Origin of the sequence: Streptomyces ochraceiscleroticus (genome assembly GCF_000720485.1) — a bacterium.
GTDB classification, from domain to species: Bacteria; Actinomycetota; Actinomycetes; order Streptomycetales; family Streptomycetaceae; genus Streptomyces; species Streptomyces ochraceiscleroticus.
The window spans coordinates 1-13,771 of record NZ_JOAX01000036.1 but is presented as its reverse complement, the minus strand read 5'-3'; the positions used below and the strand labels follow the sequence as shown (position 1 = coordinate 13,771).

The following is a 13,771-nucleotide window of genomic DNA, read 5'->3' as shown; positions in this document are numbered from 1 at the left end:
GTCCTGTCGATTCCTCTCTCCACAGTGGTGTCGCACCCTCCTACCGGGCGTGGGCGGGCGGACGGCACTGCGCCGGTGCCGGTCAGCCGACCCGGGCGCGCGGCCCCACCTGCGCGTCCCGATCACTCAAGGATCGACCATGGCGTCCAGCCTGACGAAGGGCACCGCTGGGCAGGGAACCCCTGCCGGCAGCGGCAAGACCTTCTTCGGCCACCCCCGCGGACTGGCCACCCTCTTCATGACCGAGATGTGGGAGCGCTTCAGCTTCTACGGCATGCGGGCCCTGTTGACGATCTACTTGCTGTCCGGCGGCCCGGACGGCAAGGGCATCGCGGAGGGCGGTCTCGGGTTCAATGCCGCGACCACCACGGCCATCTACTCCATCTACATGGCGATGGTCTACCTCCTGGCCATGCCCGGCGGCTGGCTCGCCGACCGGCTCTGGGGCCCGCGCAAGACGGTGGCCATCGCGGCCGCGGTCATCATGCTCGGCCACCTCTCGCTGGCCGGCCCGGGCCAGGGCTTCTTCTTCGCCGGTCTGGCTCTGGTGGCGATCGGCTCCGGTCTGCTGAAGGCCAACATCTCCACGATGGTCGGCCACCTCTACGACGGGCCGAACGACCCGCGGCGTGACGGCGGCTTCACGATCTTCTACATGGGCATCAACCTCGGTGCCTTCCTCGCGCCGCTCATCATCGGCACCGTCGGTGAGAAGCACAGCTGGCACCTGGGCTTCGCCCTCGCCGCCGTCGGCATGGGCATCGGTCTGATCCAGTTCCTCTGGGGCACCAAGCACCTGAGCCCGGAGAGCAACAAGGTCCCGACCCCGCTCTCCGTCGAGGAGCGCAACTCCTGGCTGCGCAAGGGCCTCACCTGGCTCATCATCGCCGTGGTCTTCTACGGCGTGGTCACCTTCACCGGCCACTTCACCCTGAACTGGGCGATGATCCCGCTGACCGTGCTGGGCATCATCATCCCGGCCGCCGTGCTCTTCCGCATCAAGCGGGACAAGGACCTCTCGAACGACGACCAGAGCAAGGTGTCCGCGTACATCTGGTTCTTCGTCGCCGCCGCGGCCTTCTGGATGATCTACGACCAGGGCGGTTCCACGGTCCAGGCGTTCGGCACCACCAAGACCTCCAGCCAGCTGCTGGGGATCTCCTTCCCGTCCACCTGGTTCCAGTCGCTGAACCCGGTCTTCGTCATGGCGCTGGCCCCGGTCTTCGCCTGGCTCTGGCTGTGGCTGAACCGGAAGGGCAAGGAGCCCAGCACGATCCTGAAGTTCTGCGCCGGTCTGTTCCTCATCGGTGTCTCGTTCTTCTTCTTCCTGATGCCGCTGGCCATGGCGGCCGGCGGCGCGAAGGTCAGCCCGATGTGGGTGCTGGGCATCTACCTGATCCAGACCATCGGTGAGCTGTGCCTCTCCCCCGTCGGCCTGTCGCTGACCACGAAGATGGCGCCGCTGAAGTACGCCAGCCAGATGATGGGCATCTGGTTCCTCGCGAACACCGCGGGCGACTCGGTCACCAGCCTGCTGTCCATCGGCGGTGTCGACATGAGCGGCTCGCGCGCGGTCCTGGTCGAGGCCGTCCTCGCGGTCCTCGCGGGCTTCGCGATCTACATGTACCGCAAGAAGGTCCGCGGCCTCATGGGCGAGATCCACTGACGGACCCGCTGCACTGACCCGCTGCTACGAGCGGACGAAGGGCCCCGGCGCTACGGCGCCGGGGCCCTTCGCGTGCGCGGCCGTTCGAGTGGCGCGCCGCCCCGTCCGGGAGAGCTCGAGCGGGCCGCGGTAACGATCCGGGTGTGCGGCGAGGAATGGTGTGGACGGGGCTGTGCGGGGTGCTGGCTGCCGCGTGTCTGATGGTCCCGCAGGGGGGCCGGGCGGCCGCGGTGCCGGACGCCGCGTTCAAGGGGACGTACTCCTACGGTCCCCAGAAGCGGCAGACCATCGGGGCCTACCGGGGCGCCGGTACGGGCGTCCGGCCGGTGGTGATGATCCTGCACGGCGGGTACTGGGCGCAGGACTCCGACTGGAGCGGCTGGGCCCGGAAGCTGGCGGCCCGCGGGTTCGTCGTCTTCGACGTGGACTACCGGCTCAACACCGACGCGCACTGGCAGGCGCAGCGCGCCGACGCGCTCACCGCGCTGCGCTGGATCCGCGCGCAGGCCGGCCGCTTCCGGGCCGATCCCCGGCGGGTCGTGCTGCTCGGCTCGTCGGCGGGCGGGCAGATCGCGGCGAACACCGCGGAGTACACCGCCGGTACGGCCGAGCGGCCGGCCGGGGTGGTCGCGCTCTCGCCGGTGGCCGATCCGTATCTGGCCTGGCGGGCGGGCGCGCGCTCCGGTGCCTCGGCCGCCCAGCGCCGGCTGCGGCGCGAGGCGCAGAAGCTGGCGGGGTGCGATCCGACGAAGGCGAAGAAGGCGGCATCGGCCCCTGAGGCCCCTGCGGCCCTGTTGGCCTCCACGATTCCTGCGGCCTCCGCGGCTCCGCCGGCCTTCGTGGCCTCCGCGGGCTCCGGGGCCTCCGCGGGCTTCGTCGCCGCTGCGAAGTGCCGCGCCGTCTGGGACGACATGGCCGCGCGGACCTGGGCGCCCGGTGGTCCGGAGCGGCCCGGCGGGCCCGGGATGCCGATGCTGCTGATGCATCTCGCGCACGACTTCGTCCCGGTGGCGCACTCGCGGGGCCTGGCGAAGGCCGAGCCGCAGGCCACGGTGTCGGTCGTACCGGGTACGGGGCACGGCATGACGGCCCTCACCCGGCCCGGGGTCGAGCGCCGGGTGCTGGCCTGGCTCATGGCGCGGGTGGGACGCCCGGCGACCGCGCGTAGGACGTACGGAACGGAGATCCGTACGTCCGGCGCGGCTCACCGGACGCCCCGGCCGGTCAGCGCCGCAGGTAGCGGCGCGGCATGAAGGTGAAGACGGCACCGCCGAGCAGGATCACCGTGCCGGCGATCAGACCGAGCGCCTGCAGACCGCCGTGGTCCGCTGCGCCGGTGTCGGCAAGCCCGCCGGAGCCGCCCGCGGCACCCGCGGAACCGCCGCTGTCTCCGGTACCACCACTACCGCCGGTCGCAGCGCCGCCCGCGGAACCGCCCGAGGACGTGCCCCCGCTCGCGCCGCCCGGCTGGGCGCTGGTGTCCAGTTCCAGGGAGACGCCCGGGTCCTTCTCGGGCGTGCAGGTCGTGGTGGTCCCCATCGCCTTGACCGTCAGGACACCGGGCGTGAGCGTCGCCTTACCGCTCGCGCCGGGCTTGTAGGTGCCCTTGAGGTCGGGGATCTCGATGGGTTCGCCGGACTTGATCGGCTCCTTGTTGGTCGGGCCCTCGACGTGCACCGTCCCCTTGTCCGCGCCGCCCAGCTTCACCTCCATCGACGGCTTGACCGAGTCCTTGGGAATGTCGGCCGGGCTGTCCATCACGGACTTGCGGAACTTGACGGTGAGGTCGAAGGCGCCGCCCTTCTTGGTGCCGTTGATCTGCACCGGCGAGGTGGCCTTCTTGTCCCCGATGGGCGTCTTGCAGGCGTAGGGGACCTGGACCTCCTTGCCCTTGTACGCGGTGCCGTCGGGGTCGCCGTTGCCCCCGCCGGAGCCACCGCCCGTGCTGCCGGCCGTACTGCCGGCCGTACTCCCGCCCGTACCGCCGGAGTCACCGCCCGAGGCGCCCCCGGACGAGGACGACCCGCCCGACGACGGCCCGCCCGAGGATCCGCCCGACGAGGACGTGCCGCCCGAGTCCGACCCGCTGCCGTCCGTCACCTTGATCGTGAGCGCGGGCTTCACCTCGCCCTTGGGCGCGCACTTGGTGTCCGTCGAGACGGGCTTGTTGACGTTGATCGTGTACGCGTCCGGCGTCAGCGTGACCTCGCCCGGCTTCTCCAGCGTGAGTTTGCCCTTCATGTCGGGCAGTCGCATCGGGCTGTTCTTCGGGATGGGCGGGTTCTGCCGCGGGCCCTCCATCGGGACCTCGCCGGTCTGCGCGCCGCCCGCCTTGAGCACGCCGGTCGGCTTGACCGTGTCCTTGCCCAGGTCCAGTACGTCCGGGTTCTTCGACGCGGCGCCGACCGTCTTCCACACCACCTCGACGGTGTCGCCCACCTTCGCCGTGGCGGGCGCGGTGATCTCCACCTTGGTGGTGCCCTGCACCGGGTCCATGCCGGAGATCGGCGGCGGGATGCACTCCGTCAGGTACGACACGGTGGTCGCCGGGCCGGGGGCCGGGGCCGCCGCGGCGGTGCCGGACACCGCCACCAGGCCCGCGCCCGCGAGCATCAGCGCGCTCCCGGCCGCGGCCGCTCTCCTCCGTTGCCTCATCACAGGGAACCTTTCGACGTCGGTCGCTCGGTGAGTGCGGTAACGGACGGTGCGGTGTCCGGGGTGAACCAGGGCAGGCCGGCCGGCGCTTCGTCCCCCGACCCGCCCTGGGGGGAGCGGTCGCGCGGCCGTACCTTGTCGACGATCGCCATGCCGATGCGGAAGACCGCGGCCGGCACCACGACGCAGAGCAGGATCCAGAAGAGCGTCACGCCCCACGGCCGGCCGACCTGCCAGGGCTGCTCGGCCAGTACCCTGCCGCCGTACTTCACGGCGACCGTGTAGTCGCCGTGCGCGCCGGCGGCCAGCTCGACGGGCAGCGTGACCTGCGCTTTCTTACCGGCCTGAAGCGTGCCCCGCCACTGCTGGTCCTCCCACTGCGGGGCGAGGACGCCGTGCCGGGTGCCGACCTGGAAGACCGGGTTCTTGGCGGGCTCGGCGCCGAGGTTGCCAACCGTGAGGACCAGCTCCCGCTGCGGCGGCGCGCCGAACCAGGTCAGCAGGGACGAGCTGCCGCGCAGCCGGGCGGGCGCCAGTACGGCCAGCGTGCCGCCGCCGGTCCGCTCGGGCAGCGGGGCCACGGGGTGCCCGGCGACGGTGAACGGGGCGTCCGCCGCCGCGGCCCGGCCGGTCACGGTGGCGACGTGCACGACGCACGGGCACGGCTTCGGCGGCTCGGCGACCGGCAGTTCGATGCGGAAGCGGCCGTCCTTGCCGGTGGTGACGGCGCGGCCGTCGGCGTTGGCGCAGGCATTGGTGCCGCCGATCATGTTCTGGCCGCAGATCAGCAGGGTGAGCAGCGCCTTGGGGCGCCACCCGGTGCCGGTCACGGTGATCGAGCCGCCCTTGCCCGCCTGCCGCTGGGACAGCTCGACGGCGGGGCGGCCGTCATCGGCGGCGCGGGCCGTCCCGGCCGGAGGAAGGACGAGGAGCAACGCGGCAACGGCGGCTGCCAGGCGGGCACTTCGCCTCCGACCACCCGCCGCCGGGCCCGTACGTACTCCGCTCACGCCGTCACCCCCGCCGTCAACTCCCGTACGGGACCGTCTACTTGATCCGCTGTTTCACCCGCATCCGTCCGGCGCCGTCGCCGCAGGAACCATCCGCCCACCGCCGCGCCGCCCCCGGCGCACACCAGCCCTACCGCGCCCCACGGCACCGCCGTGTACGTGGCGCGGGCCGTGCCGTGCGCGCCGCCCGCCGCGGTGGCCGTGACGGTCACGTCCACGGAGTCCAGCGCGGGCGGGTCCGGCCAGACCTCGGTACGGGTGGCCCGGCGGCCCGGCGGCAGTTCGGCGGGCAGCCGGTGCGCCGGACGGCGCAGGGCGGCCCCCAGCAGGCCATCGGCGCGTACCGCGACCCGCGGATCCAGCGTCGTAGTGCCGCGGTTGACCAGGTCGTACCGGACGACCGCCGCGCCGCCGCGCTCCCCCACCGACACGTTCTCCACGGTGAGCGCGGACAGCGCGGGACCGCTCACCCGCAGATGGATGCGTACGGCGCGCTCGGCCCCGCGCCGGTCGCGCACCCGGAGCGCGGCCGGGTGCTCGCCCGGCGCCGTACTCGCCGGCACGGTGACGGTGAACGGCACCTCCGCGCGGGTCCGGGCCGGCACCTTCACCGTCCTGGCCGCCGTGGCGATCCAGGCCCCGGCGCCGGACCCGGGGCTCCCGGAGACCGTGAACGTCCGCGCGCGGTCAGCGGGGTTGGTGACCGCGAGCCGGTCGGCGAGGACGCTGCCGGGGCCGCCCTCCAGGTAGAAGTACGGGCGCGCGTGCGCTCCCGCGGGCGCCGCGCGCCAGCCGTCCGCCGCCGCGGCGGACAGCGGAGCGCACGGCAGCGTGGCGGCGGTCAGTGCGGCAGCGCCCGCGGCCACGGCGCGGATACGGCAGGCCACCGGCGCTCAGGTCCGCTGCTGCCGACGGCGCGTCAGCCAGAGCGTCCCGGCGGCCCCGGCGAGCAGCACCGTGCCGCCGAGCGTGCCCAGCGCGATCGCGTCGTCGGCCGGCCCGGTCTGCGGCAGTTCGCCGCCCGGTGCGGCCGACCCGCCACCGGCGCCCTTCACGTCCAGGGAGAGTGACGGCTTCGGGTCGTTGCTCGGCGTGCACGTCGTGGTCGTGCCCAGCGCCTTGATGGTGAGCGTGGAGGCGGTGAAGGTGACCTTGCCGCTCTTCTTCGGGGTGTATGTCCCGCTCAGATCACTGATCTTGATCGGGGTGTTGGCGGGGATCGCCTTGTCGTTGAGCGGGCCGCTCACCGGTACGTCACCGCTCTCCGCGCCGCCGAGCTTGATCAGCGCGCTCGGCTTCATCGCGCCCTTGCCCAGCTCGACGGGGCTGGAGGAGACGCCCTTCTGGAAGGACATCAGGAGCTTGTAGCCGTCGCCTGCCTTGGTGGACTTGATGTCGATGGGCGAGACGGCGCCCTTGTTCCCGATCGGCGTCTTGCACCGGTAGTCGACGTCGACTACTTCGGCGTGCGCGGCGGGGGCCGCGAAGAGCACCGACGCCACCGCCGTGAGCAGCACGGCCGCCGGTCCTGCCGGGCCCGTGCGGCACCGGCTGCGCTGGGCGTTGAAGCGGGCCACCTCGATCTCCCCTTCTCCCGGTGAGCGCACCGCCGGAAGTTACTGACGGCACATCAGATCGGGCGTCAAGGTACGCCGGGGGCCGTGGAGAAGGAAGAGAGAGCGCACAAGGAAAGCCGCCCCGCGGGGCGGCACGAGCGATACGGGGAGGCGGCTGCCGGGTTCTGGGGCAGCCCACTCCCTACGACGGAGCTGCCAGCTCCGCCCACACGGTCTTGCCCGTGCCATCGGGGTTACGGACGACTCCCCAGTCCAGGCAGAGTCGCTGCACGATAAACATGCCGTGGCCGCCGGGGCGGCCGGCACGGTGCGGGGTGCGGGGGGCCGGCGAGCCGGTGCCCAGGTCGGTGACCTCCAGGCGCAGCACCTTGGCATTGCAGCGCAGCCGCAGCTCCTCCGGGCCCTCGGCATGGAGGCAGGCGTTGGTGACCAGCTCGGAGACGACGAGCAGGACGTCCTCGGCGGCGGCCCGCTGATCGGCGCCTGCGGCCGGCAGCCAGCCCCAGTCGTGCAGCGCCTGCCGGGCGAAGTCACGACCACGGGCGACAGCGCCACGGGCGCCTGCGAGACGCAGCCTGCGGACCTGACCGGCCGGAACGGTGGCCGGGGCGGCAGCGGCGCCGGCACTCCCCGCGTCCGGGCCCAGATCGCCCGGCGGGTACGGCCGGGTGGTGCTCATCAGCGCTTCACCTCACCGATTCGCCTTTTCACGGATGACGGATACCTGACGGGTTCAAGAAGATTCAGATGTCTCCTGCCCGGCCGGACCGTGAGAACACCCACTTCTTGGGGACGGAAGTTGTGATGGAGCCAACGTGATCGAAAACGGGCCTTCCGCAGACCGTCCGTCACTGGCCGCCCCCGGTGCATCCGACTCAGCCGGCGGCCAGTGCCGCATCGACCGTGTCGTGCACGGTGAAGACCGCGTCGGCGCCGGTGATCTCGAAGACCCGGGCCACCATCGGCTGCATCGCCGCCAAGTGCACCCCGCCGCCTTCGGCCTCCACCTTCAGCCGGGCCCCCAGCAGGACGTTCAGCCCCGTGGAATCCATGAACTCCAGTTGCGAACAGTCCACGATCAGTCGCACATAGCCATCATCCGCACAACTGTCGAGTGACTCGCGCAACAATTCCGCGGTGTGGTGATCCAACTCACCCGCCGCGGTGACGACCGCACTGGCGCCGTGATGGCGGACCCCGACGTGGAGCCGTCCCCGGCTTGCACTGCCGACCGTCCCACGGTCCATGCGCGCGCACCCCTCTTGCTGTCTCGGCGTCTGGATTTGCTTACGACTGCGCACGTCGAAGCCTACGCCTTAGATACGCGGGCTGGTACCCGAACAGTACGCGTACTAACACAAATACGGACAACACGCACTTGCCATCTTCAGGTGAACCCGGGTAGGCGTAGTAGGGACACATTCGAAACAGCCGCGCTTGGGAGGCGCCGCAGACCGCAGCTTCACGTACAGGCATCGGCAGCCATATGCCGAGAACCATGGAGGACACCATGTCACCCCGGCTCGACGAAGTGCGCACCGACGAGATCACGGACAACGCGTCGTCGACATCCCTGTCCGAACACATCCCTGCCCAGCACCTGCCGATCGATGCAACCGGATTCCCCGGGATGCCGGAGATCGACGGACTGCCCGAGATTCCGCCGTACGACGAGGTCGGCCCGGTGGACGCGCGGGCGCTCTCCAAGACGCTCTTCGGGCGCCTGGAGACCCTGGAAGAGGGCACGCACGAGTACGCATACGTCCGCAACACCCTGGTAGAGCTCAACCTCGCCCTGGTGAAGTTCGCGGCCTCACGGTTCCGCTCCCGCAGCGAGCCGATGGAGGACATCGTCCAGGTCGGCACCATAGGGCTGATCAAGGCGATCGACCGCTTCGAACTCGACCGCGGCGTAGAGTTCCCCACCTTCGCCATGCCGACCATCGTCGGCGAGATCAAGCGTTTCTTCCGCGACACGAGCTGGTCGGTACGGGTCCCGCGGCGCCTTCAGGAGCTGCGCCTGGACCTGGCCAAGGCCGGAGACGAGCTGGCGCAGAAGCTCGACCGCGCACCCACCGTGAGCGAGCTGGCCGCGCGCCTGTCCATCACCAAGGACGAGGTCGTCGAGGGGATGGCCGCGAGCAACGCGTACACCGCGAGCTCGCTGGACGCCCAGCCGGAGGAGGACGACACCGAAGGTGCGCTGGCGGACCGCATCGGCTACGAGGACCACGGACTCGAGGGCATCGAGTACGTCGAGTCCCTGAAGCCGCTGATCGCAGAGCTCCCGCCGCGCGACCGCAAGATCCTCTCGCTCCGCTTCGTCGCGAACATGACGCAGTCGGAGATCGGCGAGGAGCTGGGCATCTCCCAGATGCACGTCTCCCGCCTGCTGTCCCGCACCTTGGTCCGGCTCCGCAAGGGCCTGATGATCGAGGAGTGAGCTGCCGCGGTCACGGCGTCCCGCACGGCTGACCGCGCGGAGGAGGGCCGGCCCCGAGTACCTCGGGGCGGGCCCCCTTTCGCTTTTCCGAGCCGTTCAGCCCGCTTTTACGGAGCGTTCGGCGGTCCCGTGGGGGGATTTCCGCCTGCCGCCGCTCCTGGGCTGCTCAGACGGCGCGTACGCCCGCCCGCCACACCTCTGTGACGAGGGGCACGCCCGGGCGGTACGCGAGGTGGACGTGGGAGGGGGCGTCCAGGAGGGCCAGGTCGGCGCGGGAGCCGGGGGTGAGGCGGCCCACGTCGGTACGGCGCAGGGCCTGCGCGCCGCCCGCCGTCGCGGACCAGATCGCCTCGTCGGGGGTCATCTTCATGTCACGGACGGCGAGCGCGATGCAGAAGGGCATCGAGGACGTGAAGGACGAGCCGGGGTTGCAGTCCGTGGAGAGGGCGACCGTGGCACCCGCGTCCAGCAGACGGCGGGCATCGGGCCACTCCGCCCGTGTGGAGAACTCCGCGCCCGGCAGCAGCGTCGCCACCGTGTTGCCCTGGGCCAGCGCGTCCACGTCCGCGTCCGTGAGGTGCGTGCAGTGGTCGGCGGAGGCCGCGTCCAGCTCGACGCCGAGCTGCACGCCGGGCCCGTAGGAGAGCTGGTTGGCGTGGATGCGGGGCAGCAGGCCGCGCTCCTTGCCGGCGGTGAGGATCGCGCGGGCCTGGTCGCCGTCGAAGGCGCCCTTCTCGCAGAAGACGTCGATCCAGCGGGCGTGCGGGGCGCAGGCGTCCAGCATCGGGCCGGTGACGAGGTCGACGTATCCGGCCGGGTCCTCGGCGTAGTCCGGGGAGACGATGTGCGCGCCGAGGTAGGTGACCTCGTCGGTGTGCGAGGCGGCGATGCGCAGCGCGCGGGCCTCGTCCTCGACCGTGAGGCCGTAGCCAGACTTGGTCTCGAAGGTGGTGGTGCCCTGGCGCAGCGCCTCCGCCATGTACTGCGCGACGTTGGCGGAGAGCTCCTCGTCGGTGGCGGCCCGGGTCGCGGCGACGGTCGTACGGATGCCGCCGGCCGAGTAGGCCCGCCCGGACATCCGGGCGTTGAACTCCTGCGTGCGGTCGCCGCCGAAGACCAGGTGGGAGTGGGAGTCGACGAAGCCGGGGATGGCGGCCCGGCCGCCCGCGTCGTGGACGGTGTCGGCGGCCGGCGCGCGGCCGCTGGGCCCCACCCAGGCGACGCGGTCGCCCTCGATGACGACGGCGGCGTCCTCGATCAGGCCGATCGGGCCGGCGCCGAGCGCCGGGTCGTTGGTGACCAGGCTGCCGATGTGCGTGATGGCGGTGGACATGCTGGGTTCCGGTTCCTCTCGGAGGTGGGTCTCCTGTACGCACGCGGGCCCCGTATCCCCAGGGGGACACGGGGCCCGCGTGTTCAGGCGCGCAGGTCGTCGATCGCGGCGGCCAGCGCGGCGGGGACGTCGGGGACGAGGGTGTGCGCACCGTCCCGGACGACCTGGCGGCCGCCGACGACGGTGTGGCGCACGTCGGCGTTGGTGGCCGCGAAGACGGCCGTCTCGGCGCCCAGCCGGGGCAGCGGCCCCGCCGTGCGGACGCTGTCCAGGGCGATCGTGGTGAAGTCGGCGAGCGCGCCGGTGCGCAGCGCGCCCGCGTCGTCCCAGCCGAGCGCCCGGTGGCCGTCGGCGGACGCGGCGCGCAGCAGCGCCGCCGCGGTCCAGTGGCCCCGCGTACGGGTGCGCAGCCGCTCGTCCAGCTCCATCGCCCGCGCCTCTTCGAACAGGTCGATGACGGCGTGGCTGTCGCTGCCCAGCGAGAGCGGGGAGCCCGCCTCCTGGACGGTGGTGGCCGGGCCGATGCCGTCGGCGAGGTCCCGCTCGGTGGTGGGGCACATGCACACGCCGGTGCCCGAGCCGCCGAGCAGGCGGATGTCCTCGCCGGTGAGGTGGGTGGCGTGCACGGCCGTCGTACGGGGCCCGAGCACGCCGTGGTCGGCGAGCAGCCGGGTCGGCGTGCAGCCGTGCGCGGCCAGACAGGCGTCGTTCTCGGCGGTCTGCTCGGAGAGATGGACGTGTAGCGGGGCCTCGCGGTCCTGTGCCCACTGCGCGACCGTACGGAGCTGATCCGCGGGCACGGCCCGTACGGAGTGCACGGCGGCGCCGATACGGGCGTGCGCGCGGCCCTCCTTGAGCTGCGCGGCGCGCTCGGCCCAGCCCTGCGCGTCGCCGTCACTGAAGCGCAGTTGCTGCCGGTTGGGCGGCTCGCCGAAGCCCGAGGACAGGTACGCGGTGTCCAGCAGCGTGATGCGGATGCCCGCCTCGCCGGCGGCGGCGATCAGCGCCTCGCCCATCGCGTTCGGGTCGGCGTAGCGGCCGCCGCCGGGCGCGTGGTGCAGGTAGTGGAACTCCCCGACACAGGTGATCCCGGCCAGCGCCATCTCCGCGTACACGGCGCGGGCCAGCTCGTGATAGCTGTCCGGCGTGAGCTGCGCGGCGGTCGCGTACATGACCTCGCGCCAGGTCCAGAAGGTCCCGGAGCCCACCTGCACGGTGCCGCGGAGCGCACGGTGGAAGGCGTGCGAGTGCGCGTTGGCCAGGCCCGGAAGCGTCAGCCCGCGCAGTATTTCGGCCCCGGGCGGCGGGGCCTCGACGCCGGTGCGGACGGCGGTGATCCGCCCGTCGCCGGTCTCCACGACCACCCCCGGCTCGACATGCGTGTCGAGCCAGGCGTGCTCCAGCCAGTACGTCGTCGGCGTCAGTTGCACGCCAAACCCTCCAGTACGTCGGCGAGTGCGCGGACCCCCGCGACGCAGTCGTCCTCCGCCGCGTGCTCGGCGGGCGAGTGCGAGACGCCGGTGGGGTTGCGTACGAACAGCATGGCGGTCGGGACAGCGGCGGACAAAATACCCGCGTCGTGTCCCGCCCCTGTCGGCAGCACGGGTACGCCGCCGAGTGTCTTCGCGAGCCGGTCCCGCAGGTCGTGCGCGAACTCCACGACCGGCGTGAAGGACTCCCGGGTGACGTGGACGTCCACCCCGTCGGTCCGGCCCCGCTCGGCCGCGGCCCGCTCGATCCCGCCGACCACCGCGTCCAGCGTCTCCTGGTCGGCGGCGCGCGAGTCCAGCCAGCCGCGGACCAGGGACGGGATGGCGTTCACGCCGTTGGGCTCGACGCCGACCTTCCCGAAGGTGGCCAGCGCGCCGTGCCGCGCGGCGTACTCGCGCGCGGCGAGCACCGTCTGCGCGTACGTCAGCATCGGGTCCCGGCGGTCTTCGAGGCGCGTCGTACCGGCGTGGTTGGCCTCGCCCCGGAAGTCGAACCGCCAGCGGCCGTGCGGCCAGATCGCGGACGCGACGCCCACCGGATCGCCGGACAGGTCCAGCGCCCGGCCCTGCTCCACGTGCAGCTCGACGAACGCGCCGATACGGGCAAGGCGCTCGTCGTCGGCGCCGATCGCCTCCGGGTCGTACCCGGCCCGCTCCATGGCCTGCGGGAGGCTGATCCCGTCGGCGTCCTTCAGCTCATGCGCCTTCTCCACCGTGAGCTGCCCGGCCGCGAGCCGCGACCCGACGCAGGCCAGCCCGAAGCGGGCGCCCTCCTCGTCACCGAAGTTGGTGATGGCCAGCGGGCGGGTGAACTCCACTCCCCTCCCGCGGAGTTCGTCCAGCGCCGCGAAGGAGGACACCACGCCGAGCGGCCCGTCGAAGGCACCGCCGTCCGGTACGGAGTCCAGGTGCGACCCGGTGACGACGGCGTCCCCGGCGGCCGGGTCGCCGAGCCAGGCCCACTGGTTGCCGTTCCGGTCGACCTCGTACGTCAGCCCGCGGGCCTCCGCCTGCCCCCGGAACCAGGCCCGGCAGTCGGCGTCCGCGCCGGTCCAGGCATAGCGGCGGTAGCCCCGGCTATCGGCGTCCTGGCCGATGGGGAGCAGGTCCCGCCACATCTCGTGGAACGAAGTACTCACTGGTCGCCGCCCTCGCGCATGGGAACGCGGACGCCGCGCTCGGCCGCGACGGACTCGGCGATGTCATATCCGGCATCCACGTGCCGGATGACGCCCATGCCGGGGTCGTTCGTCAGCACGCGACGGATCTTCTCCCCGGCCAGCTTGGTGCCGTCGGCGACGGAGACCTGCCCGGCGTGGATGGAGCGGCCCATGCCCACGCCGCCGCCGTGGTGCAGGGAGACCCAGGACGCGCCGGAGGCGACATTGACCATGGCGTTCAGCAGCGGCCAGTCGGCGATCGCGTCCGAGCCGTCGAGCATGGCCTCGGTCTCCCGGTACGGGGAGGCCACCGAGCCGCAGTCCAGGTGGTCCCGGCCGATCGCGAGGGGCGCCTGCAGCTCGCCGGACGCCACCATGTCGTTGAAACGCTCACCGGCCTTGTCCCGCTCGCCGTAACCCAGCCAGCAGATCCGCGC

12 protein-coding genes and 1 pseudogene are annotated in these 13,771 nt (G+C 72.3%); 3 read left to right on the top strand and 10 right to left on the bottom strand.

Annotated elements, in window-relative coordinates:
• Positions 1-139: 139 nt before the first annotated feature.
• Together IG84_RS0133015 and IG84_RS0133010 are read left to right on the top strand one after the other, a co-directional pair.
• The gene (locus tag IG84_RS0133015; RefSeq protein WP_031065596.1) at positions 140-1,666 is read left to right on the top strand and encodes a peptide MFS transporter; all 1,527 of its coding nucleotides are present in this window, start codon (positions 140-142) and stop codon (positions 1,664-1,666) included.
• Positions 1,667-1,809: 143 nt separating this feature from the next.
• Positions 1,810-2,919 carry an alpha/beta hydrolase gene (locus tag IG84_RS0133010; RefSeq protein WP_157848990.1) on the top strand — a complete coding sequence of 370 codons (1,110 nt, stop codon included), beginning with the start codon at positions 1,810-1,812 and terminating at the stop codon, positions 2,917-2,919.
• Here the strand turns inward: IG84_RS0133010 and IG84_RS0133005 are convergent.
• The 6 genes from IG84_RS0133005 to IG84_RS0132980 form a co-directional block, all read right to left on the bottom strand.
• Complete coding sequence (locus tag IG84_RS0133005; RefSeq protein ID WP_078649704.1) at positions 2,891-4,321, bottom strand: hypothetical protein; 1,431 nt, start codon at positions 4,319-4,321, stop codon at positions 2,891-2,893. The genes IG84_RS0133010 and IG84_RS0133005 overlap by 29 nt on opposite strands.
• Positions 4,321-5,331 (bottom strand): hypothetical protein, encoded by a 1,011-nt coding sequence (locus IG84_RS0133000; RefSeq protein ID WP_031065590.1) that lies wholly within the window; start codon positions 5,329-5,331, stop codon positions 4,321-4,323. The genes IG84_RS0133005 and IG84_RS0133000 overlap by 1 nt, the downstream gene beginning before the upstream one ends.
• Complete coding sequence (locus IG84_RS0132995; protein WP_078649701.1) at positions 5,328-6,218, bottom strand: COG1470 family protein; 891 nt, start codon at positions 6,216-6,218, stop codon at positions 5,328-5,330. The genes IG84_RS0133000 and IG84_RS0132995 overlap by 4 nt, the downstream gene beginning before the upstream one ends.
• Before the next feature lie 6 nt (positions 6,219-6,224).
• Positions 6,225-6,908 carry an LPXTG cell wall anchor domain-containing protein gene (locus IG84_RS0132990; protein ID WP_031065584.1) on the bottom strand — a complete coding sequence of 228 codons (684 nt, stop codon included), beginning with the start codon at positions 6,906-6,908 and terminating at the stop codon, positions 6,225-6,227.
• A gap of 181 nt (positions 6,909-7,089) precedes the next feature.
• Positions 7,090-7,587: an ATP-binding protein gene (locus tag IG84_RS0132985; protein ID WP_031065581.1), complete on the bottom strand. Its 498-nt coding sequence runs from the start codon at positions 7,585-7,587 to the stop codon at positions 7,090-7,092.
• A 196-nt stretch (positions 7,588-7,783) separates the two neighbouring features.
• Positions 7,784-8,155, bottom strand: a complete 372-nt coding sequence (locus IG84_RS0132980) for an STAS domain-containing protein (RefSeq protein WP_031065577.1) — start codon at positions 8,153-8,155, stop codon at positions 7,784-7,786.
• Between the two features lie 251 nt (positions 8,156-8,406).
• On the opposite strand from IG84_RS0132980, the gene IG84_RS0132975 reads away from it, so the two are divergent.
• Complete coding sequence (locus IG84_RS0132975; RefSeq protein WP_037801140.1) at positions 8,407-9,351, top strand: RNA polymerase sigma factor SigF; 945 nt, start codon at positions 8,407-8,409, stop codon at positions 9,349-9,351.
• 166 nt (positions 9,352-9,517) lie between these two features.
• On the opposite strand, the gene hutI is transcribed toward IG84_RS0132975, so the two are convergent.
• The 4 genes and pseudogenes from hutI to IG84_RS0132955 form a co-directional block, all read right to left on the bottom strand.
• Positions 9,518-10,684 (bottom strand): imidazolonepropionase, encoded by a 1,167-nt coding sequence (gene hutI / locus IG84_RS0132970; protein ID WP_031065571.1) that lies wholly within the window; start codon positions 10,682-10,684, stop codon positions 9,518-9,520.
• An 83-nt stretch (positions 10,685-10,767) separates the two neighbouring features.
• Positions 10,768-12,108 (bottom strand): formimidoylglutamate deiminase, encoded by a 1,341-nt coding sequence (locus IG84_RS0132965; protein ID WP_051862746.1) that lies wholly within the window; start codon positions 12,106-12,108, stop codon positions 10,768-10,770.
• A complete protein-coding gene (locus IG84_RS0132960) occupies positions 12,105-13,292 on the bottom strand; it encodes an allantoate amidohydrolase (RefSeq protein ID WP_031065566.1) in 1,188 nt (395 codons plus the stop codon). The genes IG84_RS0132965 and IG84_RS0132960 overlap by 4 nt, the downstream gene beginning before the upstream one ends.
• A gap of 17 nt (positions 13,293-13,309) precedes the next feature.
• A pseudogene (locus tag IG84_RS0132955) lies at positions 13,310-13,771 on the bottom strand (urocanate hydratase); the annotation flags it as partial.

Coding starts and splice junctions, on each gene's coding strand:
- IG84_RS0133015 (WP_031065596.1), top strand. CDS start 140: ATGGCGTCCAGCCTGACGAAGGGCACCGCTGGGCAGGGAACCCCTGCC.
- IG84_RS0133005 (WP_078649704.1), bottom strand. CDS start 4,321: ATGAGGCAACGGAGGAGAGCGGCCGCGGCCGGGAGCGCGCTGATGCTC.
- IG84_RS0132985 (WP_031065581.1), bottom strand. CDS start 7,587: ATGAGCACCACCCGGCCGTACCCGCCGGGCGATCTGGGCCCGGACGCG.
- IG84_RS0132980 (WP_031065577.1), bottom strand. CDS start 8,155: ATGGACCGTGGGACGGTCGGCAGTGCAAGCCGGGGACGGCTCCACGTC.
- IG84_RS0132975 (WP_037801140.1), top strand. CDS start 8,407: ATGGAGGACACCATGTCACCCCGGCTCGACGAAGTGCGCACCGACGAG.
- hutI (WP_031065571.1), bottom strand. CDS start 10,684: ATGTCCACCGCCATCACGCACATCGGCAGCCTGGTCACCAACGACCCG.
- IG84_RS0132960 (WP_031065566.1), bottom strand. CDS start 13,292: ATGTGGCGGGACCTGCTCCCCATCGGCCAGGACGCCGATAGCCGGGGC.